The following is a 24,428-nucleotide window of genomic DNA, read 5'->3' as shown; positions in this document are numbered from 1 at the left end:
TGCATCCTTATCTTTTTTACACCTTCATGGGTCAAAATCATGCCACATTAAGGGTAAGTTGTAAGTCGAAAGGTAGGACGGACAGTCTTTTTTGCAATGCCCTGCGAGTTGTTTCAATATCGTTCATCGCAAGCACATCGTTGTCATTGGCGACGATATCAACATCAACCCAAAGTTCACGGCCAATTTTTGTTACTCCGGCCAATTCTAATACTTGTTCAGATTCGCGGTTGGTGGCCAAGATACCTTGGTCAACACTCATACAAATTTCTTTGTCTGGTGTCATCAGCAAAATTTCACGCATTGCAGATTTGAGCATTGTTAATGGAACTTTCACAAAGTAGAAGCCCATCATCAGCATCAACGTTGAGTCCATATAAACGGCATAATGTGCATACGGAGTTAACGTCATCAGCCATGCAAGAATAAATGCGACTGTAATTACCATACTCAACATGGTGTCCATCTGCCACTGTTTGACTTCTGCGACAATCAGGCCAGAAGAATGTTTACGATTCATACGATGAATCTGCCACCAAGCAAAAGCACAACCAACAACATTAATAACACCAAACAAGGTTGCAACTGATGCGTCAACAGCATGCCCACCGTGTGCTAAATCGACCACGGATGAGTAAAGTGAATAACCGACAACCAACAAAATGACAAGGCCTTTCAAAGCGATCACTAGTGGTTCTAATACAGCTCGACCAAATGGAAAACGGTTGTCTGACGGTTTTTCTAAGTATTTCGCTACAGCCAGCGACAATAATGTTAACAGTAAACTGACTGACGAATAGATGCCGTCAAAGGCAATAACGAGTGAACCAACCAGCAGACCGACGACCAAGCCCCCACCGGCGAAGGCCGATGAAATAATGGCTGATAGCGTCAGAATTCGCTTTTCGTTACTACTGGTTTTAACACACATGAGGAGTTACCTATTGAAAACATGCTTCCAATTTTGGCGTCAAACGAAACTTTTACAATCTAAAAATGAAAACGACGCTGACTAATAAATAACCATTTGTGCTATTTGTATTATTTTTCAGTTAGTTACGTTAAAAATTTACCGTCAATAAATTTGACACTGACTGATATTGCCTATTTAGAAATCAAATAGATAGTCACTTAGCTTATCGGCGACCAAGGACATGGCAGGAGATTCGTTAATCCCAGCAGGACTAAATACACAGTAGTCTTCTTGTGTCAGACCATAGGTGTGCTTGATAACGGTTAACTCTTGTTCACGCAAATACTTACGAATTAATGGCTCTGGTAATACCCCCCAAGCGTTATCGGTCAATATCGTGTTGAGGATATATTCAAAGCTGGAAAAGCCAATATAACGCCGGGAGAAAGGCTCCAGACTAGGGTTGTCTTTGTCGGTTAAGTACACCATAACCGCTTGTTTTGCTTTACGTAATTCTTCATCTGTCACGCGTTTTGACTTAGCCAGTGGGTGAGAAGAGCGACACACTGACATCATACGAATCTTACCTAAGGGTTGGTAAGTGATACGAGGATCGTCAAGGCGTTCGTAATCGACGCCAAAGGCAAAGTTAACTTGCGCGGTAGCAACTAAGTTGGCCAAGTCACCACTAGAAGCAAGCACTAAGTTAAACGAAGTATTAGGGAAGAGTGTGTTGAGCTGATGAGCCATTTCTTGCCATAACGTATCGGGAAGGGAGTCATCACGGGCAATCCACACTTCAGCGGCAAATCCCGCTGAGACTTCTGAGCAGGTGTGTTTCACACGGTGCGCGGTGATGATGATGTTTTCGCAATCTTTGTAGATGGCTTTGCCGGCTTCGGAAAGCTGGACTTGGTTTCCGGAACGGATAAAAAGCTCGACTCCAAGCTCTTTTTCAAACGCTTTGAGCGCCATACTGAGTTTGGTGCGGTTCGCTTCAAGTTGACGGGCAGCCTCGGATACGGACCCCGTATTCGCGATGGTACAGAAGGCTTCAATTTGCGCTAAGTTCATTCGACAATCACATAGTTAAACATTGGTAAATCATAAACAATTTTAAGGAGTTTGCCTATTTGCTGTAATTATCGCCAATCAGAAGAAAATTACTTAATTGGCTTCAAGAAACGCTTCTAACTCGGTGAACTTTCTTTCATTTTGGTTTACTCTTGGCACTATTGTCCGAATACAAAGAAGTAAGACGGAGGCCATAATGGCGCAGAACTGGGATGAATACGCAGCAGAATGGGAGAACGACGAATCGACCACTGCTTTTGCGCATAATGTGTTTCAACAGCTAAAAGCATTAACAGACTTAGACGGCAAGCATATTTTAGATTTCGGCTGTGGTACTGGCTTACTGACCCAACTGATGTCGCCACTGGCAAAAGACATTGTGGCGCTCGACAGCTCTGAAGCGATGATCGAAGAGCTCGATAAGAAAGAGTTAGCTAACGTTGAACCTGTGGTTGACGCGTTAAGCCGCGGCTTGGTCGCGCAACATCCTGCCTTTCGTAAGCAGTTTGATCTCGTGGTTGCCTCTTCCGTGTGTGGTTATGTCAGCGATGTACAGCATTCGGTTGATATCGTGTACAGTCTGCTCGATGTGGGTGGATTGTTTGTACTGTGGGACTGGCAAGCAACTGACACACAAAGTGAATCAGGGTTAACTCAAGATCAGATCAGTGCGGTATTAACCAAAGCAGGATTTGCAGCCGTAGAGACTCAACAGGCGTTTTCTATCCAGACACAAGATGGTCTTATGCCAGTTGTGATGGGCATTGGCCGTAAATAACACGCCTTAACATTTCATTCCTCCGTTGCTTAAGCGTGGTCATCGGCCACGCTTAGATCGTTGTATTTCTCATTTCTAAGCTCTTTATTTCCAGGTTCTTCATTTCTAAACCGCCCCTTTCTCTGTACTTTTTCACCACGGCATTTTTCTCCACCGCGTAATGATGACGGTTGAATTAACTGAGTGAAATTGCACGATATTCATCACACTTTGGTGAAGTTATTTTTCTCTTAAGGTGTTCTTAAGTTTCCTAATTTACTCTGACCTTAGTTGACCGGTGAGGACTCTTCGATGGCTAAGTCAGTAGTATCCAGTTCGATTACGCTTGAATTTGTGGATGAACATCATCCGCTACGTCGTGACGTAGAATCGTATGTAAAAAATCGTTATTCCGTTGCATTTGATGCTCGTCTTCAACAGTTCATGCCCGTATTTTTAGTGCTTGTCGCTGATGGTGAGATTGTCTCTGCGTGCGGTTATCGTGTCGCGAATATCGAACCTCTTTTCCTTGAACAATATCTTGATGAATCAGCAGAGCAGGCGATTGGTCGCCTGTTTGATACCGAAGTGGACCGGGCGCAACTGATTGAGTTTGGTCAATTGGCTTCTTTTTCAAAAGGTCTGTCTGCGCATCACTTTTTGCAAATGACTCGGCGCATGGTGGCTATGGGATTTGATTGGTGCATCTTTACTGCCACTGACCCGCTCTATGCCATGATGCGTCGTTTAGGTTTGCAGCCTCAAGTGATTGTTGAAGCGGATGCTTCACGAGTGATTAATGCTCAAGCGTGGGGAACCTACTATCACTACCAACCGCGCATTATGGCCGGCGATTTAAAGCAAGGGCTGCAACATCTCGAAGCTCTGTTTAGTGACGAACTTGCACAGAGGGTACAAGGATCATGAGCCAATTTTTTACGCTTTTACACGAACAAGCACGTTCTCACGGTGAACGTATTGCGTTTCACGGCTTTCGCCATGGTAAAGATCAGCTGTGCGATGTCAGTTATCAAGCATTGCTGGCAGAAGTAGAGCAAACCGCCGCCGTGCTTAATGGCTTTGAGCCACGTTGTATTGCCCTCAAAGCGGCTAACAGTATTGATTGGGCGATAGTCGATTTGGCCGCTCTGATTCTAGGCATTCCTATCGTGCCAGTCCCGAGCTTTTTTACGCCATCGCAAGTGCAGCACACGCTGACCAGTTGTGGCGCTGATCTCTTAATTGGTGATTGGCAAGAAAGCGATGGTAAAGACTGCAGCATGGTCGCAGGTTTATCTGTTTTTCGCCCTTACGATGCAGCCCTAATACCTCTGTTACCGGGGAGTCGCAAAGTCACCTTTACGTCGGGTTCGACAGGCCAACCCAAAGGGGTTTGTCTTAGTGAAGGGAATCTTTTTCAAGTGAGTAATATGTTAGCGCAGCAGGTGTCCAGTTCGGTGCTGGGAGGCCGCCATCTGGCCCTGTTGCCGCTAGCTACCTTATTGGAAAACATTACCGCGATTTATGTGCCTCTGATTTTAGGGCAAACCTCAGTGCTACTTAATGGAGAACAGACTGGACTTAGTGGTTCGAGCCAGTTTAACCCGCAGCATTTTCTCGCCGCTTTAATTCATCACCGACCAAGCAGTTTAGTGTTAACGCCAGCTTTGCTGATGGCACTGATTCAGCTGGTGCAAATTCAACCTGACATTGCCAAATCGTTTCGATTTATCGCCGTTGGTGGCGCGCGAGTCTCGGCTGCATTGATCGCACGAGCTCACGAATTAGGTTTACCTGTCTATGAAGGTTATGGCTTGTCGGAGTGCGGATCCGTTGTGGCTTTAAATTTGCCCGATGCTAACCAACTGGGTAGCGCCGGAAAAGTGTTGGGTCACAATGAACTTAAGATTGATGAACAAGGGCAAGTTTGGATTAAAGGCAATACTGCATTGGGTTACATCGATGAGCCTTTTACCACACCATGGCTTGCCACAGGAGACATTGGAGAGTTGGATGAGAAGGGCTATTTGACGATTACCGGCCGGGTAAAAAATCAGATCATTACTGCGTTTGGACGTAACGTCTCGCCGGAATGGGTTGAGACTGAAGCACAGCGCTATATGAGCCTACAACGCATGGTCGTGATTGGTGATGGCGAGCTTAATTTAACCGCAGTGGTGTGTGCCAATGATGATGAAATGGTCGTTGATGATGTCCGCGGTTTAAACAGTCAACTGCCTGATTACGCAAGAATTGGTCGAGTACTTTGTGTTGCTAACAGTACAAAGCTTCGCGAGTTTTACACCAGCAACGGCAAACCAATTCGATCAAGTTTTGAAGCGTGGGCTGCCAATCTCACAGAACATGAACAGGTACACAGCTATCACTTAACGCAGGCTTAAACAGCAAGTTTGACATTCGATAAGCAGATCAAACGGATTGGAGATTCATATCATGACTAAGTTTTTCACTCGATTACAACAAGAGACTGGCCGAGCTCAACAGGCGATGTTACATGCCCCAATTTTCTCCGAGTGTGCTCAGGGCAAAATCAGCCACGCACAGTATGTGGCCTTTCTGACTCAAGCATTTCATCACGTTAAACACACAGTGCCCTTATTGATGGCGTGTGGTGGGCGTTTATCGCCTCGTTATGAGTGGCTACGCAGCGCAATTGGTGAATACATTGAAGAAGAGATGGGACATCACGAATGGATTCTCAATGACATTCGCGCTTGCGGAGCTGACGCTAATCTCGTTGTAGCAAATTTGCGGGAAGGTAAGGCGAGCCAAGCCATTGAGCTGATGGTGGCTTATCTTTATCACCAAATTGATCGCGGTAATCCTATCGCCCTGTTTGGCATGGTTTGGGTGTTAGAAGGAACAAGTGTCAGTGTTGGTGGTGAAGTGGCGACGTTAATCAAACATACACTGGGGCTTTCGGACAATGCGATGAGCTATTTACGTTCACATAGCGTATTGGATTTGGATCACATTAAGCTATTTGAAACGCTAATGAACCAAATCGAAGATCCGGTTGATCAACAGGCGATCATCGACAGTGCGAATACGGTTTTTTCGCTTTACGGTCAGATGCTTAATGAGTTAAGCCACGCCAACATTTTATCAGCTGCATAAGGAGCGGATGATGAAGTTGCAAGACAAACGAGTACTACTCACGGGCGCCACCGGCGGTATTGGTAAGGAAGTAGCTAAGGCTCTGGCGGAGCAAGGCGCAAGCCTAGTATTGGTTGCGCGCCGTTTAGCTCAGCTTGAAGAACTGCGTGCCTTATTACCCAATAGTGAACGCCACCACGTCTTAGCATTAGACCTTACCCAGTCTTGCGACATGGAGAGCCTAAATGAGTACGCTCGTGGCTGTATCGACGGTCAACGTATCGATATCGTGATAAATAACGCTGGTCACAACCAATTTGATCTGCTATCGCGGCGCAGTGCTCAATCCGTCTCACAAGAAATTCAGCTTAACCTAACGGTACCGATTCTTGTGGCGCAAAGTGCGCTGCAGTGGATCAATCGCCCAGGCATTATTCTTAATGTTGGCTCGACCTTAGGTGGTATTGGCTACCCTGGTTACAGTGCTTACTGCGCTGCCAAATCAGGCTTGTATCGCTTTAGTGAAGCGCTCAATCGCGAACTCGATGGAACGGGAATTCAGGTGTTGTATTTGGCACCACGAACCACAGATACCTCACTCAATACCGAGTCAGTTAGGCGTATGAATCAAGCTCTGGGTAATCATTGTGATGATGCAAAATGCGTGGCGCAGCATTTTATTCAAGTACTGGAAAAAGAGGTTTCCGTACTTTGGATTGGTTGGCCTGAAAAACTGTTTGTTCGTATTAACCAGTTATTACCTGCGGTGGTCAGTAATGCCATTCGTAAACAACAAGAGACCATTCACCATTTCATTCGTCAAATGCATAAGAATGTTTGATGTTAAGGAGTTACATCATGAAATTGTTTGTTTCTAGCCTTGCGATAACCGCTGTGACTGTATCGTCTGCGGCTTTTGCCGCCGACCCTCTTCATGGTATTCAGCAGAAGTGGGCCAAATGCCAATATCAATCCAAAGATAAAGACAATCAGGTTTATTGTTTTGAGAACTTGATTGATATGAATACCAAAAGCCTCAATGAACAACCGGACCGTCAAGACTTAAAAGTGTGGTTAGCGATTAACAAATCTTCATTGGCGGGGGCAAAAGGTGGGTTAGGTGCGCTCTCTTTGGTGAAAGAAGCGAAAAAGCTGTTAGAAGAAGTGATTGAAAAAGCACCAGAAACGTTAGATGGCTCCGCTTATACCAGTTTAGGTTCGCTATACTACAAAGTACCGGGTTGGCCGATTGGCTTTGGTGACGACAAAAAAGCAGAACAGATGCTGAAAAAAGCGTTAGAAATCAACCCAACCGGGATTGATCCCAATTTCTTCTACGGTGATTTTCTTGCCGAAGAGGGAGATAAAAAGCAAGCGGTTATCTATCTGACTAAAGCGCTTAACGCGCCGCCGCGCCCAGATCGGCCTATTGCGGATCAAGGACGCAAGCAGGAGATAAGCCAAAAGTTAGGAGAGCTTAAGTAGCAATGAGGCTATTGTTAGTTGAAGATGATGTCATGCTTGGGCAATCCATGGTGGCGGCGCTCAGCCGCCACGGTTATACCGTGGATTGGGTCGAGCGCGGTGCTGGCGTTGAGATAACGCTTAAAACCGAACAATTTGCTGCGATTGTGCTCGATTTAACCCTTCCTGATATTGATGGATTAGAAGTACTCAAACGTGTGCGCCGGGCGGGGTACACTCTGCCAGTATTAATTCTAACCGCACGTGATGATATCGAAGACCGAGTCAAAGGGCTTGATGGTGGAGCAGATGATTATCTGGTCAAACCCTTTGCTTTGGAAGAGCTACTTGCTCGCCTGCGAGTGATCATCCGTCGCCAATCGGGATTTTGTGAAACCAATCTCGACATCGGTGAGCTCTCTTTGTCTCTCTCTGAGCAATCTGTTTCGTATGCTGGAGAAAAACTCAAACTCACCGTCAATGAGTTTAAAATTTTAGCTACCCTTATGACTTCAGCAGGGCGTGTATTGAGTAAAGAACAGCTACTACAAGCGCTGCATGGCTGGGATGAATCGGCCAGCGATAATGCCATTGAAGTGCATATTCATAACCTGCGCAAAAAAGTGCCTCAGCAAGTGATCAAAAACATTCGTGGAGTGGGGTACATCATTGAAAAGTAGTGTGCCTTCCGCCCCATTTTCCATAAAACGACGCCTAACGTGGTCGGTCGTTATCTTATCCTCGCTGCTTATTTTACTTTCACTGGTGTTTAGCTTTATTGAATCACGACATGAGATTCAAGAAGTGTACGACGCTCGCCTAGGACAATCAGCGAAAATCGCGCTGTTAAGCCTACCCAATGTGATTGATAAGCTTGATGAAACTATGGCAAAACAGCAGTTAGACCGCTGGATGCAAGCTTTAGATATACAAGCGAAAGCTCAGGGTGATGAAGGTCCGACGGCTTATGGGCACCCTTACGAACGCAATATTGTCATTCAATATTATCGTAGTGGCGCTTTGCTTTGGAGTTCGATCCCTGACGCACCTGAAATCATGCACGACCCCAATTACCAAGGGTACGGTTACGTCACAGTGAATCGTAAGGAGTGGCGCTACTTTCAATTACCGTTAGCCAATAGCCATGACTACGTTATCACTGCAGAGAAAGAATCGATTCGCCGCGAAATGATGAACGAGCTGGCACTTGCCAGTGCTTTACCACAACTGATCCTTATCCCTTGCTTAGCCATCTTGATGGTATTTTTGATTGACCGTCATTTTGAACCGATCAGTGAATTGCGCCGTGCCATTAGCCTGCGTAGCGTTAATAAACTCGATAAAATTTACGTTCCTCAAGCCACTTTAGAATTGTCACCACTGGTGGATGCATTAAATAACTTATTGTTTGAATTAGATAATGCATGGCAACGTGAAAAACGGTTTACTCGTATGGCAGCGCATGAATTGAAAACGCCACTGGCGATATTGCGGTTAAATGCGGAAGCTGCATTAGAAACTCGTGATGAAATAACATTACATTCATCGCTCAATCATATATTAGCGGGGATTGAACGTACCGACCGATTAATTCAGCAATTATTGATGTTAGCGCGAGTTGAAAGCGTGCAATCTATTGTCTTTGATGCGGTGGATCTTCATAGGTTATTACAAACAACGCTAGCTGATATGGTACCTATGGCATTGAAGCAACATCAAGAATTGGCGCTCAGTGGCAACAGTATTGAAATGTTAGGTGACCCAGCTTTGCTGCGAGTGCTGTTTACCAATCTTATTGATAACGCCATACGTTACTCGGGAGAAGGCAGTGAAATCACCATTGATGTTGAGCAGGCCGGTGAGTTTATCCAAATTAAAGTGACCGATACTGGACCAGACATCAGTGCAGAAACACGGACTAAGCTGTTTGATAACTTTTATCGAGCCAATTCAGAGCGGGGGGATGGCGCTGGGTTAGGCATGTCGATTACCCGTGATATTGCCCGCTTACATCAAGGAACCGTAGAACTTTTGCCACGCCAAGAAAATAAAAATATTTTTCTGGTCAAATTTATTTCCGGCTAAGTTAAGCATGTCATTTATTTATATTAGTGTTAGTTTAAGTACATTCTTCCTATGTCTATTTCCATATCGTAAATTGAGTATTTACTTAATTTCACTGTTGAGAAATGAGTAGTTAACCTATAATTCCTAGGTCAACAGAATGAATGTGGTCAAAGTGGATTTGGCTTAAATTCATCACTAACAACAGGTTAGAATAAAACGGCTTTAGTATAATTAGAAGTAAACAAATAAGGGTTAGCGTAAGCTAACCCTTATTTGTATCTAGTAAGCGACCAATTCTTGATTGGACAGTTGACTTGCCAGCCATTTGATCGCTTGGTTATTCATATTTGAACGGTTCCAAACCAAGCTATACGCGACAGTGCCATAGTCGAAAGGGAGCGGTTTTCTGATCAAACCATGGGTTTTACTTGAAGCATCAGCCCAAAGCTCTGAACAGGTAAACAGCAAATTGGTGTGATGGCACAAATCCGCAGCAGAACCAAAATCGCTGGTGATGACTTTGATATTTCGCGAGGTGTGGTGCTGAGTGAGATATTTCTCGAAATAGGGGTCACTCAATTCGTTATCTGAAATATCCAAATGGGACGATTGTAGGTAATTGTCGATAGTTAATGTTTGATCGGCAAGAGGATGATCTGGACGCATCAGACACATCATTCTATCGTAATCAATGACTTGCCATCCCAAATCTTGCGCAGATGTCGGAGGCTGACTGATATCGTGCGGCAAAATGACGAAATCGACAATGCCACTGAGCAGTGAGTCGAAACCATGCTGATCTTTCGAGTGTACCGTTAACACCATATCATCTGCGCACTGCTCAATAATATGTGCAATGCGCTTAGAATAGAGTTCAAAGGTACTTTCACGCATCGAGATTTGATAATGGCCGTGATACTCCTTGGGATCGAAGCCCGCTTGATGAATCAAACCGTTCATGCTCGATAGAATGTGGTGAATAGTGGGGGAGATTTGTAAGGCGAATGCGGTTGGAATCAGTTGATTACCGTCACGAAAGAACAGTTCATCGGCTAACAGTTCGCGTAACTGAGCCAAAATTTTACTGATATTGGATGGGCTTACGCATAATCGCTTGGCGGTTTGAGTCACACTGCGTGTACTTAACATAACGTGAAGTGCCGTTAAGTGTTTAAGGCTAAATCGGGAAAGCTGAACGTAATCCATAGAACCTGCTTTATTGGAAGATGAAATCCGAATATAACATTAGGTTCATAAAAATGAATATCATAAAAACTATTTTCTCATTAAAACCTAGGTTAATTGGGCAAAAAATCGCACTTTCGCTTCATCAATGCTCTGTGGATTCCCAATTGCGTGCATATTTGTAATGGTTTGCTGATGTAATGCTTGTTTAAGCGCCTTTTCTACCAATTTACCTGAACGTGTGCGTGGTACATCATCGACTGCGACGATGTAGGCTGGGACATGGCGAGGTGAGCAGCGCGTTTTTAGTTGCTGGCGAAGCTTGGTTTGCAACTCATCGGTGAGTAGACACCCCGGTGCAAGTTTAACGAACAAAGCGATCACTTCGTCGTTTCCTTGTTGGTAACCAACGGCGATGGAGTCTTGCACCTCAGCCATAGCATTCACTTGACGATAGATTTCTGCCGTACCAATTCTGACTCCGCCAGGATTGAGCATAGTGTCACTGCGCCCAAGGAAACGCCAACCCTGTGCAGAGGTGGCTTGAATTTCATCGCCATGGTGCCACACTCCAGCAAATTTTTGCCAGTAAGCAGCAAAGTACTTTTTCCCTGAAAAATCTTGCCAAAATCCAATCGGCTGGTTAGGGAAACTGTTACGGCAGACCAATTCACCCGGCTCAGTTAAGGTAGCAACTCCTTGCTCTGTATAGGCGGCTATATCGGCTCCGAGTGCGCTACTTTGGCACTCGCCACGATAGACCGGAAGAGTCGGAACGCCTAAAATAAAGCAGCCACAAATATCAGTCCCGCCTGAGATTGAGGCTAAATGGACATCACTTTTAATGTGCTGATAGACGAAATCGTACTGTTCGGGATAGAGAGGAGAACCTGTCGAGCAGATCGTTTTGAGATGATTGAGCGAATAGTAGTCCGAGGGGGAGAAGAGACGATTTTCTAATTCAGCCAAATAACGGGCTGAGGTACCAAACAGCGTTGTTTGGGTTTCTTCAGCAAGCTGCCATAACACTTGCGGCTGCGGATAAAACGGATGTCCGTCGTAAATAATCAACGTCGCACCGCTGGCAAGGGCGCTTACGTGCCAGTTCCACATCATCCAACCACACGTCGTATAATAGAAAACACGATCTTTAGGTTGAATATCGCAGTGTAACTGATGCTCTTTCATATGGTTAAGTAACGTGCCTCCCACCGAATGAATGATGCATTTAGGCTGTCCTGTAGTACCTGAAGAGTAAAGAATAAACAGCGGATCATTAAAAGAGACGCGGTGATACTCTATCCCTCGAGCTTGGTAACTTTGCAGTATGGCCTGCCAATCAGAAAAAGAATCATTGAAATCGTCGCTGTCATTACGTTGTTGCAAGTACTCAATTTGGCAGATGTTATTCAGGTGAGGTAATTGGGCGGCGATGGCGGCGTTGTTGTGCTCAAGCCGATGACTTTTACCCCCAAACGTATAACCATTGCAGCAGAAAAGCACCTTGGGATTGACCTGACCAAAACGTTCTAAAACGCTATCGATACCAAAATCAGGGGAAATCGAAGTCCAAATCGCACCGAGGCTGGTGGTTGCGAGCATCGCCACAACGGATTCGGTAATGTAAGGGAGATAGCCCGCCACCACATCACCAGCCGTCACTCCATTTTGTTCGAGCCACTGTTGAACGATAGAGACTTGATCTGAAAGTTGCTGCCAAGTGAGCTTTTGCGTGTTGCCATTCTCATTACGAAACCACAGGGCAATGCCATCGGGATGTTGATAGGCATACGAGAGGCAGTTTTCAGCGTAATTAAGCTCGGCTTGCGGAAACCATTTGGTATCCGCCGCCGCGCAGTAGCGGCGACCTGATACGATGCTATCGCCGGTAATACATTGTCCTTGTGAGCCGATGACATCGCAATAATTCCAAACTTCCAGCCAAAACGCTTTGCTGTCGACGACCGACCACTGATGCAGTGCCGAATAGTCGGCGAAACTTCTGCCATTGGCCGCTAAATGGCTCATAAATTCAGAGAGAAGCGATGCTTTGATACGCTCTTGGCTGGGTTGCCAAATCGGGGCAATGTCTGCCATAGCCTTCCTTGCAAGATAACCTAGATGATGCTTCAAGTGTTGTTGGCGTAATAAGAGTTGTCAAACCCCGTGACTCATAGGTGTGCGAATGCATTTGAAATATTGGATGTAACAATTATTTTACAAAATGCCATTGCACTGAGTTATTTATAAAGATGTCAGTATTAGTGTCGCGGTATATGGTTATAGCAGTGGTGAAGAAAAGGAGAGGCGTGATGAGCGATTACCATTCAAAGCCGCTGGATGCACGAGGTCATATTGATTGGACTACGGCTGAACATCATGTTTGGCAGCAACTGATTGAGCGCCAATCTCGCTGCATTAATGGTCGAGCGTGCAGTGCCTACTTGCAGGGCTTGGAGAGGCTTGGAGAGGCTCGGGTTATCCCATAGGGCGGCTCCACAGCTGACCGACATCAATCCTATTTTACTATCCAGCACTGGGTGGCAAGTGACACCGGTGCCTGCATTGATCAACTTTGAGCGTTTCTTTACGTTACTGGCGAAAAAGCAATTTCCCATCGCCACTTTTTTGCGTCGGCAAGAGGATCTTGACTATCTGCAAGAGCCAGACTTTTTCCATGAGGTGTATGGTCATTGTGCCATGCTCACTGACCCCCAGTTTGCTGAGTTAACCCATATGTTTGGACAGTTAGGTTTAGCGATGAAAGAGTCAGATCGAGTCTATCTAGCTAGACTATACTGGTTTACGGTGGAATTTGGATTAATCAAAGAAGCGGGGCAACTGAGGATCTATGGTGGAGGGATTTTGTCTTCGCCCGGAGAAACAGTTTATGCGCTGGAGAGTACAGAGGCACGTCGTCAACCATTCCATCTTTTGAACGTGTTAAGAACGTCATATCGCATTGATAAAATGCAACCTCTGTATTACTACCTAGATGATTTTTCTCAATTATTTAAGCTGATGTGTGATGATTTGTCCGCAAGTATCGAACAAGCCAAATCACTCGGCATGATGTCACCAAGTGACGTAATCAAGGAGAACGATAATGTTACATGAGCTCAGATGTGAAGCCTGTCGGGCTGGTGCAGCAGGCGCGTTAACCAATCAACAATTGCAAGAGCTGCTATTTGAACTTGATGGGTGGAGAATCGTAACTCGGGAATCCGTCCCTCAACTAGAGAAGACTTTTCAGTTTTCCAATTTTAAAAAAGCGTGGTCTTTTAGTGAACGAGTGGCGAACTTAGCAGATCAGCAGAACCATCATCCCTCTATTTTAGCTGAATGGGGTAAAGTGACGGTCACTTGGTGGACACACTCATTACATGGATTACACAAAAACGATTTTATCTGCGCTGCAAAATGCGATCAGCTTTATCACGTAGGTGATTGAGAGTTAGGATAGTCGTTACCGTAAGAGGTATCTCGCTCGTTAGTGAAAACATGGCTAACGGGCGAGCTCACTGGATGCATGAGCTAGACAAAAAAGCCAGATAAAAAAAGAGCCAATCGTAATACCACGATTGGCTTATATTTTGTGTGAACAAATCTATTCACTAACAACGTCAGTTGGCTAGGTGACCCTCGGCTTAAGAAGGGTCGATTTATATAATGCAGATAGCGTGCCAACTTTTATTTTGTGGATCTGGTTCTAATTTGGTTATTTTTGACGAAAAACTGACCTTATTTTGATTTTTCTTTGCAATATGCAAATGCAAATTGCAAATCTTGTTAAAATGCTAGTGATACCTGACTCAATGAAACAAATTGCGCAATTTAGTTAATCTGCTTTATTTTTCGCCTTCTTATTTAATAAATGATTACATTTCAAACTAAAAATACTCATCAGTATTGGACGTTTCACACCATTATTATCTAATCAATCGAATTTATAACGCAAATAATAGCATTTATATGACATTTTATAGGGTTGAAATCTCATATCAGTTTGTTATGGTATAAGGCGATTGATTAGAGTTCGAAACATAATGGAGATGGCTATGATGACAAGTGCGCCCTTAGTGGCGTTTCCCAATCAGGTGAATCAGGATGTGTCGTGGGTTTTAAGAAAACCAACACGGTCTGATGGTCAGCGAGTCCATGAGCTGGTCGCAAAATGTTCACCTTTGGACGAGAATTCCGAATATTGTAACTTTTTGCAGTCCATACATTTTCGAAACACGTGTGTTATGGCAGAAGAGCAGGGTGAATGCGTCGGTTTTATCTCTGCTTATCAAAAGCCAGACAAAGAAAATGAACTGTTCATTTGGCAAGTTGCCGTTCACCCAGATCAGCGTGGTCGTGGTCTTGCCTTCCATATGTTGCAAACGCTGTTGCGTCGAGAAAATCTAGCGGATATTGCCGCGATTGAAACGACCATTACCCGTTCAAACCAAGGATCTTGGGCGCTGTTTAAAAAGCTCGATCGCCAACACGGTGAGCGCGGTGAAGTGTCGGTGTTTCTTGATGAAACGCGCCATTTTGATGGTGAGCATGACAGCGAGTACCTCTATCGAATTCCCATTTCTCAGCAGAGAAACGTATAAAGCTACCAAACCAAACCAAACCAATAAAGGTCTTTTTATTAGCATGAATATTTTTCGAGAAAAAGAATCGAATGTGCAATCGTATGCCCGTCACTTTCCTGTTGTGTTTTCGAGCGCGAAAGGATCTTGGCTTTACACCCAAGATGGACAAGCCTACCTCGACTTTTTGGCTGGTGCCGGTGCTCTGAATTACGGACACAACAACCCAGTGTTAAAACAAGCACTGCTCGAATACATCGAAAAAGATGGTTTAACCCATGGGCTAGACATGCACTCAGAAGCAAAAGCTCAGTTTCTCGATACGCTGCAACGCTACATCCTTGGTCCACGAGAATTAGACTATCGCGTCCAGTTTACTGGACCAACAGGCACCAATGCGGTTGAGGCTGCGATTAAGCTGGCGCGTAAAGTGACTGGGCGTAGTAATGTCGTGGCGTTTACCAATGGTTTCCATGGCTGCTCGTTAGGGGCACTTGCGCTGACTGGGAATCAACATCATCGCGGTGGTGCTGGCATCGGTTTACATGGTGTGACAAGGCTTCCTTACGATGGTTATGCCAATGTTGATGGCTTAGCCCTTTTTGAAGCGATGTTAAATGATAACTCAGCAGGTATGGATAAACCGGCTGCCGTGATCCTTGAAGTCGTACAAGGCGAAGGTGGACTCAATGTGGCGTCAAATACGTGGTTACGTTCGCTCGCTTCCCTTTGTCGCAGACACGACGTGTTACTGATTGTTGACGATATTCAAGCAGGCTGTGGACGCACTGGCACCTTCTTTAGCTTTGAAGCTGCAGGCATCAAACCGGATATGGTGACGCTATCAAAATCCATCGGCGGCTATGGTCTACCTATGGCGATTGTACTTTACAAACCACAATACGATGTGTGGTTGCCTGGTGAGCACAACGGCACTTTTCGTGGTAACAACCATGCCTTTGTTACCGCGGCTAAAGCAATAACTACCTATTGGGGTGATGAGCAGTTTTCTCAGCACATCATGGAGCGATCGCGTGAACTCAACATGGTATTGAATGAGCAAGTCAGTCGCTATCCAACGCTGTTTGCCAAAGTAAAAGGGCGCGGTTTGATGCAGGGTATCGCATGTCAAAATGGTTCGATTGCCGAGCAAATTGCGCGTGAGTGTTTTGCTCTCGGTATGGTGATTGAAACGGCGGGCCCAGAAGATGAAGTGATTAAGTTCTTCTGCCCTTTGACTATTTCTCAAGAAGAGCTAGCGACCGGCCTTGAGCGCTTTGAACAAGCGATAGAAAACCTCGCGCCAAAGCTATTGGCAAAAGCATCTTAAATCAACCGCAGGATTGAAGCACAACAAAACTGAAGAAGGAGAAGTCATGATTGTTAGAACCCTAAAAGAGTGTGAGCAGAGTGAACGCCGTGTGGTGGCCCAAAACTGGGAGAGCACCCGTATGATCCTTAAAGAGGACAAGATGGGCTTTTCATTTCACATCACCACTATCTACAAGGGGACAGAAACACACATTCATTACCAAAACCATCTGGAATCAGTGTATTGCATCTCTGGTGAAGGGGAGATTGAAGTCGTCGGTGGTGAAGTGTATCCGATTCGACCAGGCACTCTCTATGTACTGGATAAGCACGATGAACACCATCTGCGTGCCTACAAAAAAGGCGATATGGTGATGGCGTGTGTGTTTAATCCACCATTAACTGGGCAAGAAACACACGACAGCAATGGCGTTTACCCATTGGTTGAGTGAGCGCAATAACTCATCGTGTTGAATCGCAAAAAGAGGAGACGTCATGTCTTACACCGTAGAAAAAATCGGTGGCACTTCCATGACCGCATTTGATGCGGTTTTGGACAATATTATATTAAAACCCAGCAATCCCTATCAGCGGGTGTTTGTTGTGTCAGCCTACGGCGGCATGACCGATGCACTCTTAGAGTGTAAAAGAACAGGGAAGCCGGGAGTGTATCAGAAGATCGCCCAAGGGGAATCGGATTGGCCTAAGGCGCTAAATGAGCTAGAGCAACGAATGCTGCTTATCAATGAGCAGCAGTTTGCCGACCCAATGGTGCGATTAGAAGCGGATGAATTTATTCAAACTCGCTTAAGTCAGGCTAAGAGTTGTATTGAATCAATTCTCAAAGCGTGTGAATTTGGTCAGTTTGTGCAAGCCGATTATTTACCCGATTTGCGCGAGTTTTTGGCCTCGTTAGGGGAAGCTCATAGTGCATTTAACACCGCACTTAAGCTCAATAACATCGGGATCAATGCACGTTTTGTCGATCTGTCAGGATGGAATACCGCCGAACCTCTGCCACTGGATGAGGTGATTGATAACGCGTTTGAAGGTATTGATATTGCGCAAGAATTACCTATCGTCACTGGCTATGCCTATTGCCAAGAAGGACTGATGAAAACCTATGATCGCGGCTATAGCGAAATGACCTTTAGCCGCATCGCAGTGCGTATTGGGGCGCAAAGCGCGATCATTCACAAAGAGTATCATTTAAGCAGTGCCGATCCGCGAATCGTGGGTCCAGAGCGGGTTCATCCTATGGGCGTTACCAATTACGATGTGGCGGCTGAATTGGCGCGTTTGGGGATGGAAGCAATTCACCCCAATGCGGCGGCAGGGTTAAAGGATCAGGGGATTACACTGTATGTGAAAAATACCTTTGAACCGGACCACGCAGGCAGTTGCATCGCTGATGTGCAAGCGCCAGACAGTGCAAGAGTTGAAATCGTGGCCGGTAAGGCCAAAGCATTTGCGTTACATCTTGCCGAGGTGACCTCCCAGAGCAATTTTTCACAGCAGTTTGAACGACAACTGACTGCTCTGCAGATCCGCTCTATTGGGCAGGAGAGTGATGGCTGTGGTATGACGGTCTATCTGCATGGGAAAAGTGATCAAATGGACCGCTTAGTCGAGCAGTTACAAGCGAGCTCTCCTGAACTTGCGATCACATTGCGTACCGTCGCCTTAGTGGCAGCCATTGGCGCGCATATTGATTGTGCCGATGTGGTGAGTCGAGGTGTGAAAGCATTAGTCGCGAATGATATTGATGTGCTCTCTGTTCAAGCCAAATTGGATGATATTACCGTGCAGTATGCCATTGCTGAGCAAGATTACGCCGCAGCGGTTTGTACGCTTCATCAAGCGTTGATCGAGTCGTCAACTGTTCAAGAGGGGCGACAGGTAACACAAGCGGCCTAATACGCAAAAGGCGTTGCGTTATCTCAAATTGCAGGCATTAAAAAGGCGGGGAAATCCCGCCTTTTTATCATTTGCTGGTTAGCATGTTTCTAAAAATTGAAGCTTATAAAAACTTAAACACCAGCGCGTTTTAGTAGGCTTGCCATCAGTGGTGAGCTGGTTTTCACTTGTTTGGCTTTCTTCTGCAGATTACCGGCAAGAGCGGTGTCACCAATGTTGTTGGCAATGTGCGCCATCGAGTGATAGAAGTTGCCACCAGAGGTTTTACCCGAAGCCGCTTTTTGGAGAGGTAACAGAATCTTAGACATTTCTGAACCGTTCATGCCTTGTTTCACTGCGTACGCTTCAACGGAATCCAATAGGGTGTCGAGATCCACCATGGCTTCGTTGCTTTCCGTACCCATTTTTTTCATCTCTTTCAGGTTACGTCGACGGATTTGCTTAATCACAAAGCGAGGAGTGTTAAGCTTTTTCAATCCAAAATAGCCGAGCGCGACGACCAGAATAATGCCACCAATTGAATACCCCCAGCCAGAGTTAAGAGTGTCCAAAACGGTTTGCATCACTGGCGCGGTATTAGTTACGTTTGTCGATACTTCTGACATGTGTCATTCCAGCCTTATCATTGCTTGATCAAAATTCTATGGATAAAGTACATGGCTCTTTACCTGTGTACTTTGCGGTAAGTCAGCATTTTGTGAGTTGTCGTTTACCGTATCCCCTATTTTTTGGGGCATATCTTCAAAAAACAATCTCTAAAACACATTTATTTGCACTCAGATGACGAAAATGAGCGTTAGATCAGGAAAATAGTCACGCTTAGGTCAGTTCGTAATCAGTGTCATCTGGCGTAACTTTAACCGCTGTAGCGTAACATACCCGTTGTGGTCTATCACAGCAAGCTGGGTATTTGAATGACTCTGTTCAAAATGGGCTAAAAATGGTCAAAAAAGAGAGATAAGACATCGACATAATGACCTAGTTCTGAGGTAAAAAAACTTTATTTTTAGTTCTGTCAAGAAAGATGCATTTACGTCAGTTGATGGTCAATTCACGTTTCGTTACTGGCGTTTAAAATTGGAAGTGATAGGTTAGCGAAAAATGAGATTCTGCTTCATGGATGAGCATCTAGTGATTCGATATTTCGGTCTGCATTCATGAAGTTACACTAGGAGAATAATGTGCGTAAATCTATTTTATTAATGGCTCTTGCTACTGTATTAGGCAGCGCTGCTGCTCAAGCTGAAACTTGCCCACAAGGTAAAGTCTGCGCTCCAACAGCAACCCAGACACCTGCGCCAGTGAAGGCTCAGTCTCAAGCACAGCAAGCTGCGCATCCTGCTGCGAAGAAAGAAGAAAAAGCGAAGGTGGCTCATCATTCTGAACCAGCTAAAGCGAAGCCACATCACGAGAAAGCGAAAGCCAAACCGCATCATGCTCCTGGTATGTATGTTGTTGCGGCCAAGGACCTTAACGTACGCGTAAAACCAATGCCTAAAGCGCCAGTGGTTGGTGCATTGCATCACGGTGAAAAAGTGAAAGTTGAAGAGATTGTTAACGGTTGGGCAAAAATCATCTACCGCGGCAAAGTCAGCTGGATCAGTGCTTCTTTCTTACACCACGCCAAATAGTCTGAACGAGTTCGTCAGTATTCGCCGCCATTGAGTTTACGCTGATGGCGGCGTTTTACGTTTTGTGAGCACGAACTGCTTTCTAACTCCGCTAAGAGTCTGATGGTGAGAGACTAATCGGGACGAGGCAGCAAGCTCCTATTTTTCCCAACAATGTCCCAAATCACATCCACCAAACGCTGCGCTGCCGTTGAAAGGGGTTGTTTATTAGAGACCATCAAGCCGATTTCTCGATACAACCGTTCTTTGACTGGAATTAGGCACACATCGTTGCGTTCAAACATCAGTTTGAGGGATGAAGGGAGTACGCTTACACCGATATCATTAGCAACCATCCCTAATATTGTCGATTGATAAACAGCGGTTTGCACGGGTTCTAACATCACATCGGTCATGGCAAATCCACGCTCCATCAAGATGCGCATACTGGTGCCACGAGGCATCGCAATAAAAGGATTTTCGACGATCTCCTGCCAACTGACTTCTCGTTTGGTAGCAAGTGGGTGGCGTGGTGAACACACAAAATAGAGATAGTCTTTATAGATTGGGGTAAAAGTGATGTCGTCTATTGGTTTTGGCAGGGCACTGATACCAAAATCGATATCTCCGCTTTGCACCTGTTTGTATATCGGGTCGTCACTCTCTTCAATATATTCCAAGGTAATACTGGGGTAGCGCTGCTGAAATTGCGCCATTGCCGCGGGAATTAAACTCGCTCCCACCGTCAGTAATGCGGCAAAACTGACTCGCCCGGTTTGCCCGTCGGCGAGGTTGTGCATGTCTTTTAACGCACTATTAAGCCGGTGTAAGGTGCGTTCGGCAGCGGGCAAAAAGGTTTGTCCCGCCTCGGTTAACACCACTTTTCGCGTGGTACGTTCAAACAGTTTAATCCGCAGTGTGTGTTCTAACTGACGAATCTGGCTGCTAAGTGATGGTTGAGTGAGATGAAGCAGTTCAGCGGCTTCGGTAAAGCTTTCCAATTCAGCGACTTTCAAAAATGCATCCAGCTGTCGCGATGTGATATTCATAGACTATTCCTATTAATCTATAGGTGATTCAAATTTATCCTATCAATAAACTTAGCTATTATCGATACACTTTTTACGATCAAGGATGAATGAGATGTTAAAACAAGTGTTCGAACTGTATGAGTTACTCGATAACCCACAAGCCAGTGGTGAGGTGGTTAAGCAGTATCTTTGTGAGCAGGGCGCGACAGCGGATCAAATCAAAATCCAACGTTTAACCTCAGATAAAGGCGCAAGCGATTTTATCAAGGTGATGATTCCGGGTAATAACGGCAAATCTGCGGGGGGCACAGCGCCAACATTAGGCATTATTGGTCGTCTTGGCGGCATTGGTGCGCGTCCAGATATCATCGGTTATGTCTCTGACGGCGATGGCGCAGCGGCGGCATTAGCGGCAGCCGCCAAATTGATTCGTATGGCCAGTTATGGTGACGCACTCGCTGGTGATGTGATTGTCACAACCCACATCTGTCCTGATGCACCAACGCGCGAACACTTTCCTGTCCCTTTCATGGATTCGCCAATTACGATGGAAGATACCTGGGAACACGAAGTTGATGCTGAAATGGATGCGATTGTGTCTATCGATACCACGAAAGGTAACCGCATCATGAACTATCGTGGAGTCGCGATTTCTCCTACTGTTTGTCAAGGTTATATCCTGCGTGTCAGTGAAACGGTGCTTGATGTAGTTGAACGTGTGACTGGTCAAATGGCCAATGTGTTTGCGTTAACTCAGCAAGACATCACTCCTTATGGCAATACGCTGCATCACCTTAATAGTATTTTGCAACCTTCCGTTGCGACCAAAGCACCCGTGATTGGTATTGCGCTATCGACCGCGGTTGCGGTTGCTGGTTGTGCGACTGGTGCCAGTCATGAAGTGGATATCGAGCAAGCGGCGCGCTTGGCGATTGAAGTGGCTAAGGACTTTAGCCAAGGCATTTGTCACTTCGTTGATCAAGATGAATTTGCTGAAATGCAACGTCGTTACGGCAGCTTAACCCATTTCCAAACCGCCGGGAGTGAAGCGTAATGACTCAGCCAATATTGGCGATTGTCACTATTGGTCAAGCGCCACGCAGCGATCTGCATGAAGATTTAGCTCATCTTCTAGGTGACAGTGTCACTATTCGTGAATACGGTGCGCTAGATCCGTTTACCTTAGAAGAGGTTAATCAACACTATCCCATTGAGGGAAAAACGGATCTGCTGGTTTCGCGGATGCGTGACGGTCGACAAGTCACCATCAGTGAACAGGATCTTGAGCCTTTGCTGGCGCAAGCGGTTGAGAAAGCATTGAGTGAAGCACCCAATTTAGTCGTGGTGCTGTGTACTGGGGATTTGCCGCTGTTTGCTCATCCGACGATTCGCGTGTTATCACCTAAGCGTATTGTTGAGCATTTCTTCCTTGGATTGGGAACCGATGCCAAGTTGTTGGTGATGTCACCGGCTCCAGAGCAGATGGTCAATACCAAAGCACGTTGGCTCAATAACGGCTTTTCTGTTCAGTGCCTCTATGGCTCGCCTTACTTAAGCGACGGTCAACGGCAAAAAGCCGCACTTGAGGCGGCAAAACTCGATGGCGATATGCTTTATCTCGACTGCATGGGCTACTCAGTCGCCCAAGGGACGGAAATTGCAAAGCTCAGTGGTAAGTCGGTGTTGACGCCACGCCAAATCATATTTAGTACCGTAAAACTTGCGCTTAACGCTTAGTTAAGCGCCCATGGATTAAGTTCTAATAAGGAATGTTATGAATACTCAAGCCAGCTCTTCCAAGAAGAGCGGGCCTCCTATGGCTCACCCTAAATTCTTCATGCCATCACAACTTATCTTCAATATTGTGATTGCAACTCTTGGCGCGATTATCGGTATGGAGCTGATTACCCGCGTTGGTATTACGCCAAACACCTCAATTATCGGTGCATTGATCGCCATTTTGCTCTCCTATTTACCGATGAAAGTGTTTCAGCGCTTCCAATCGATGGAGACGCAAACCCTGATCCAAACCTCGATTTCTGGTGCGACGTTTTCTGCAGCAAATGGATTGTTGCTGCCACTTGCGATCCCATTTTTGATGGGAGAGAGCGACATGTTAACCCCGATGCTGATTGGTGCGGCGTTAGCCGTTATCACTGATGCATCGATCCTTTACTTCTCATTTGATAGCCAGCTGTTTAGCGCGCGTGGTGCTTGGCCTCCAGGTTTTGCGACAGCCGAAGCACTTAAAGCGGCGGCAAGCAAAGGCAAAAGTACCGTACTGTTGGTGATTGGTATTGTTGGTGGGGCAGTCGGTAAAGCCTTTGGTATCCCAACCGATATGCTAGGTATCACTTGGATTTCCAACGCGTTCGCGCTGGCGGCACTCGGTGTGGGTTTGATTCTACGTGGCTATTCAAATCAACTGTTTGGTTTTGATATCAGCAGTCAGTACATTCCACATGGCATCATGATTGGTGCGGGTTTGGTCGCTCTGGTTCAAATCATTTTGTTGATCCGTAAAGGCGGCCGTCATGGCGGTGAACAAGGTGAAGCAGCGCAACGTCCAACTCGCTCAGCACTGCAAATGAAAGTGGCAATGGTCAGTGGTTTTAGCGTCTATTTGGCGATAAGCCTGATGCTGGCTTTAGCGACCGGTATTTATACCGACATGAGCTTTGGCATGATCATTGGTTGGTTGGTGTTTGCTGCTGTAGCAGCGATGGCATCTGAACTTATCGTGGGTATTGCGGCTATGCACTCGGGTTGGTTCCCATCTTTTGCTACCGGCCTGATTTTCTTAGTGCTTGGTATGCTGATTGGTTTCCCGAAAGAAGCGTTAGGTATTTTGGTGGCATTTACGGTGGCAACTGGACCTGCTTTTGCCGATATGGCGTACGATCTGAAAACCGGCTGGATTATTCGTAACGAAGGTAACGATGAGGCCTATGAAATGGATGGTCGTCGTCAGCAATATTTTGCCGAACTGTTCAGTTTCGGTATCTCTATCCTAGTGGTAGGATTTGCGTATCGTTTCTATTTTGCGCAAGACCTCGTACCGCCTGTTGCACGTGTGTATGTTGCCACCATCAACGCAGGTGCTGACCAACATGTGGCAATGTTACTTGCAATGTGGGCCGTAGTTGGTGCAGTGATTCAGCTGATTGGTGGTATCTCTAAACAGATCGGGGTTTTGTTGGCAACAGGATTACTGATTGTCTCTCCATTGGCTGGCATTATGATTTTTGTCGGTCTACTCATTCGATTCTGGGTTCTTAAACAGTACGGTGAAGAAGGTATGAAAAAGCTCTATGTGCTTGGTGCAGGTGCCATCTCAGGTTCTGCCATTTACAGTTTCTTCTCATCGACTCTGAAATTGGGCTCTAAATAGTAAGGTAG

At 45.7% G+C, this 24,428-nt stretch carries 23 protein-coding genes and 1 pseudogene; 18 read left to right on the top strand and 6 right to left on the bottom strand.

What is annotated here, in order from left to right; genetic code table 11:
• Nucleotides 1-37: 37 nt before the first annotated feature.
• Together OCV11_RS21985 and OCV11_RS21980 are read right to left on the bottom strand one after the other, a co-directional pair.
• A complete protein-coding gene (locus OCV11_RS21985) occupies nucleotides 38-931 on the bottom strand; it encodes a cation diffusion facilitator family transporter (RefSeq protein ID WP_261896570.1) in 894 nt (297 codons plus the stop codon).
• 177 nt (nucleotides 932-1,108) lie between these two features.
• Entirely contained in the window at nucleotides 1,109-1,987 is an 879-nt protein-coding gene (locus OCV11_RS21980; RefSeq protein ID WP_261896569.1) for a LysR family transcriptional regulator, read from the bottom strand.
• A 196-nt stretch (nucleotides 1,988-2,183) separates the two neighbouring features.
• Between OCV11_RS21980 and OCV11_RS21975 the strand changes: the two genes are divergently transcribed.
• The 8 genes from OCV11_RS21975 (at nucleotide 2,184) to OCV11_RS21940 (ending at nucleotide 9,410) form a co-directional block, all read left to right on the top strand.
• Entirely contained in the window at nucleotides 2,184-2,765 is a 582-nt protein-coding gene (locus tag OCV11_RS21975) for a class I SAM-dependent DNA methyltransferase (protein WP_261896568.1), read from the top strand.
• Between the two features lie 291 nt (nucleotides 2,766-3,056).
• Nucleotides 3,057-3,671, top strand: a complete 615-nt coding sequence (locus tag OCV11_RS21970) for a thermostable hemolysin (protein WP_261896567.1) — start codon at nucleotides 3,057-3,059, stop codon at nucleotides 3,669-3,671.
• Nucleotides 3,668-5,146, top strand: a complete 1,479-nt coding sequence (locus OCV11_RS21965) for an AMP-binding protein (protein WP_261896565.1) — start codon at nucleotides 3,668-3,670, stop codon at nucleotides 5,144-5,146. The genes OCV11_RS21970 and OCV11_RS21965 overlap by 4 nt, the downstream gene beginning before the upstream one ends.
• A gap of 52 nt (nucleotides 5,147-5,198) precedes the next feature.
• Nucleotides 5,199-5,882: a TenA family transcriptional regulator gene (locus OCV11_RS21960; RefSeq protein ID WP_261896564.1), complete on the top strand. Its 684-nt coding sequence runs from the start codon at nucleotides 5,199-5,201 to the stop codon at nucleotides 5,880-5,882.
• A gap of 10 nt (nucleotides 5,883-5,892) precedes the next feature.
• A complete protein-coding gene (locus OCV11_RS21955; protein WP_261897983.1) occupies nucleotides 5,893-6,702 on the top strand; it encodes an SDR family oxidoreductase in 810 nt (269 codons plus the stop codon).
• A gap of 17 nt (nucleotides 6,703-6,719) precedes the next feature.
• On the top strand, nucleotides 6,720-7,346 hold the full coding sequence (locus OCV11_RS21950) for a tetratricopeptide repeat protein (protein ID WP_261896562.1): 627 nt from the start codon (nucleotides 6,720-6,722) through the stop codon (nucleotides 7,344-7,346).
• 2 nt (nucleotides 7,347-7,348) lie between these two features.
• Nucleotides 7,349-8,005 (top strand): response regulator, encoded by a 657-nt coding sequence (locus tag OCV11_RS21945; RefSeq protein WP_261896561.1) that lies wholly within the window; start codon nucleotides 7,349-7,351, stop codon nucleotides 8,003-8,005.
• Nucleotides 7,995-9,410, top strand: a complete 1,416-nt coding sequence (locus OCV11_RS21940; protein ID WP_261896560.1) for an ATP-binding protein — start codon at nucleotides 7,995-7,997, stop codon at nucleotides 9,408-9,410. The genes OCV11_RS21945 and OCV11_RS21940 overlap by 11 nt, the downstream gene beginning before the upstream one ends.
• A 261-nt stretch (nucleotides 9,411-9,671) precedes the next feature.
• Here OCV11_RS21940 and OCV11_RS21935 read toward each other — a convergent pair whose 3' ends face one another.
• Both OCV11_RS21935 and OCV11_RS21930 read right to left on the bottom strand, forming a co-directional pair.
• On the bottom strand, nucleotides 9,672-10,598 hold the full coding sequence (locus tag OCV11_RS21935; protein ID WP_261896558.1) for a LysR family transcriptional regulator: 927 nt from the start codon (nucleotides 10,596-10,598) through the stop codon (nucleotides 9,672-9,674).
• 87 nt (nucleotides 10,599-10,685) lie between these two features.
• Entirely contained in the window at nucleotides 10,686-12,674 is a 1,989-nt protein-coding gene (locus OCV11_RS21930; RefSeq protein ID WP_261896557.1) for an acetoacetate--CoA ligase, read from the bottom strand.
• A gap of 215 nt (nucleotides 12,675-12,889) precedes the next feature.
• On the opposite strand from OCV11_RS21930, the pseudogene phhA reads away from it, so the two are divergent.
• The 6 genes and pseudogenes from phhA (at nucleotide 12,890) to OCV11_RS21900 (ending at nucleotide 18,388) form a co-directional block, all read left to right on the top strand.
• Nucleotides 12,890-13,694: pseudogene (phhA, locus tag OCV11_RS21925) on the top strand (phenylalanine 4-monooxygenase).
• Nucleotides 13,684-14,028, top strand: coding sequence for a 4a-hydroxytetrahydrobiopterin dehydratase (locus tag OCV11_RS21920; protein ID WP_261896556.1), 345 nt, complete (start codon nucleotides 13,684-13,686; stop codon nucleotides 14,026-14,028). Before phhA ends, OCV11_RS21920 begins: the two are co-directional and overlap by 11 nt.
• A 607-nt stretch (nucleotides 14,029-14,635) precedes the next feature.
• Nucleotides 14,636-15,181, top strand: a complete 546-nt coding sequence (ectA, locus tag OCV11_RS21915) for a diaminobutyrate acetyltransferase (RefSeq protein WP_261896555.1) — start codon at nucleotides 14,636-14,638, stop codon at nucleotides 15,179-15,181.
• A 43-nt stretch (nucleotides 15,182-15,224) separates the two neighbouring features.
• Complete coding sequence (ectB, locus tag OCV11_RS21910) at nucleotides 15,225-16,490, top strand: diaminobutyrate--2-oxoglutarate transaminase (RefSeq protein WP_261897982.1); 1,266 nt, start codon at nucleotides 15,225-15,227, stop codon at nucleotides 16,488-16,490.
• 46 nt (nucleotides 16,491-16,536) lie between these two features.
• Nucleotides 16,537-16,923: an ectoine synthase gene (locus tag OCV11_RS21905; RefSeq protein ID WP_261896554.1), complete on the top strand. Its 387-nt coding sequence runs from the start codon at nucleotides 16,537-16,539 to the stop codon at nucleotides 16,921-16,923.
• 43 nt (nucleotides 16,924-16,966) lie between these two features.
• On the top strand, nucleotides 16,967-18,388 hold the full coding sequence (locus OCV11_RS21900) for an aspartate kinase (protein ID WP_261896553.1): 1,422 nt from the start codon (nucleotides 16,967-16,969) through the stop codon (nucleotides 18,386-18,388).
• Nucleotides 18,389-18,501: 113 nt separating this feature from the next.
• Here the strand turns inward: OCV11_RS21900 and OCV11_RS21895 are convergent, their stop codons facing one another.
• A complete protein-coding gene (locus tag OCV11_RS21895) occupies nucleotides 18,502-18,993 on the bottom strand; it encodes a hypothetical protein (RefSeq protein WP_261896552.1) in 492 nt (163 codons plus the stop codon).
• Nucleotides 18,994-19,569: 576 nt separating this feature from the next.
• On the opposite strand from OCV11_RS21895, the gene OCV11_RS21890 reads away from it, so the two are divergent.
• Nucleotides 19,570-20,019, top strand: a complete 450-nt coding sequence (locus OCV11_RS21890; RefSeq protein WP_261896551.1) for an SH3 domain-containing protein — start codon at nucleotides 19,570-19,572, stop codon at nucleotides 20,017-20,019.
• A 113-nt stretch (nucleotides 20,020-20,132) separates the two neighbouring features.
• Here OCV11_RS21890 and OCV11_RS21885 read toward each other — a convergent pair whose 3' ends face one another.
• Nucleotides 20,133-21,047, bottom strand: a complete 915-nt coding sequence (locus OCV11_RS21885) for a LysR family transcriptional regulator (RefSeq protein WP_261896550.1) — start codon at nucleotides 21,045-21,047, stop codon at nucleotides 20,133-20,135.
• 94 nt (nucleotides 21,048-21,141) lie between these two features.
• Here OCV11_RS21885 and OCV11_RS21880 point away from each other — a divergent pair, with 94 nt between their 5' ends.
• The 3 genes from OCV11_RS21880 to OCV11_RS21870 all read left to right on the top strand — a co-directional run bounded on the left by OCV11_RS21880 (nucleotide 21,142) and on the right by OCV11_RS21870 (nucleotide 24,420).
• Nucleotides 21,142-22,083 (top strand): DUF1177 domain-containing protein, encoded by a 942-nt coding sequence (locus OCV11_RS21880; RefSeq protein ID WP_261896549.1) that lies wholly within the window; start codon nucleotides 21,142-21,144, stop codon nucleotides 22,081-22,083.
• The gene (locus tag OCV11_RS21875; protein WP_261896548.1) at nucleotides 22,083-22,766 is read left to right on the top strand and encodes an AroM family protein; all 684 of its coding nucleotides are present in this window, start codon (nucleotides 22,083-22,085) and stop codon (nucleotides 22,764-22,766) included. Before OCV11_RS21880 ends, OCV11_RS21875 begins: the two co-directional genes overlap by 1 nt.
• A 79-nt stretch (nucleotides 22,767-22,845) precedes the next feature.
• Nucleotides 22,846-24,420, top strand: coding sequence for an OPT/YSL family transporter (locus OCV11_RS21870; RefSeq protein WP_261896547.1), 1,575 nt, complete (start codon nucleotides 22,846-22,848; stop codon nucleotides 24,418-24,420).
• Nucleotides 24,421-24,428: the final 8 nt, after the last annotated feature.

This window comes from Vibrio porteresiae DSM 19223, assembly GCF_024347055.1.
Classification (GTDB): Bacteria; Pseudomonadota; Gammaproteobacteria; order Enterobacterales; family Vibrionaceae; genus Vibrio; species Vibrio porteresiae.
The sequence above is the reverse complement of the archived record's forward strand: the minus strand, read 5'-3'. Positions and strand labels throughout refer to the sequence as shown.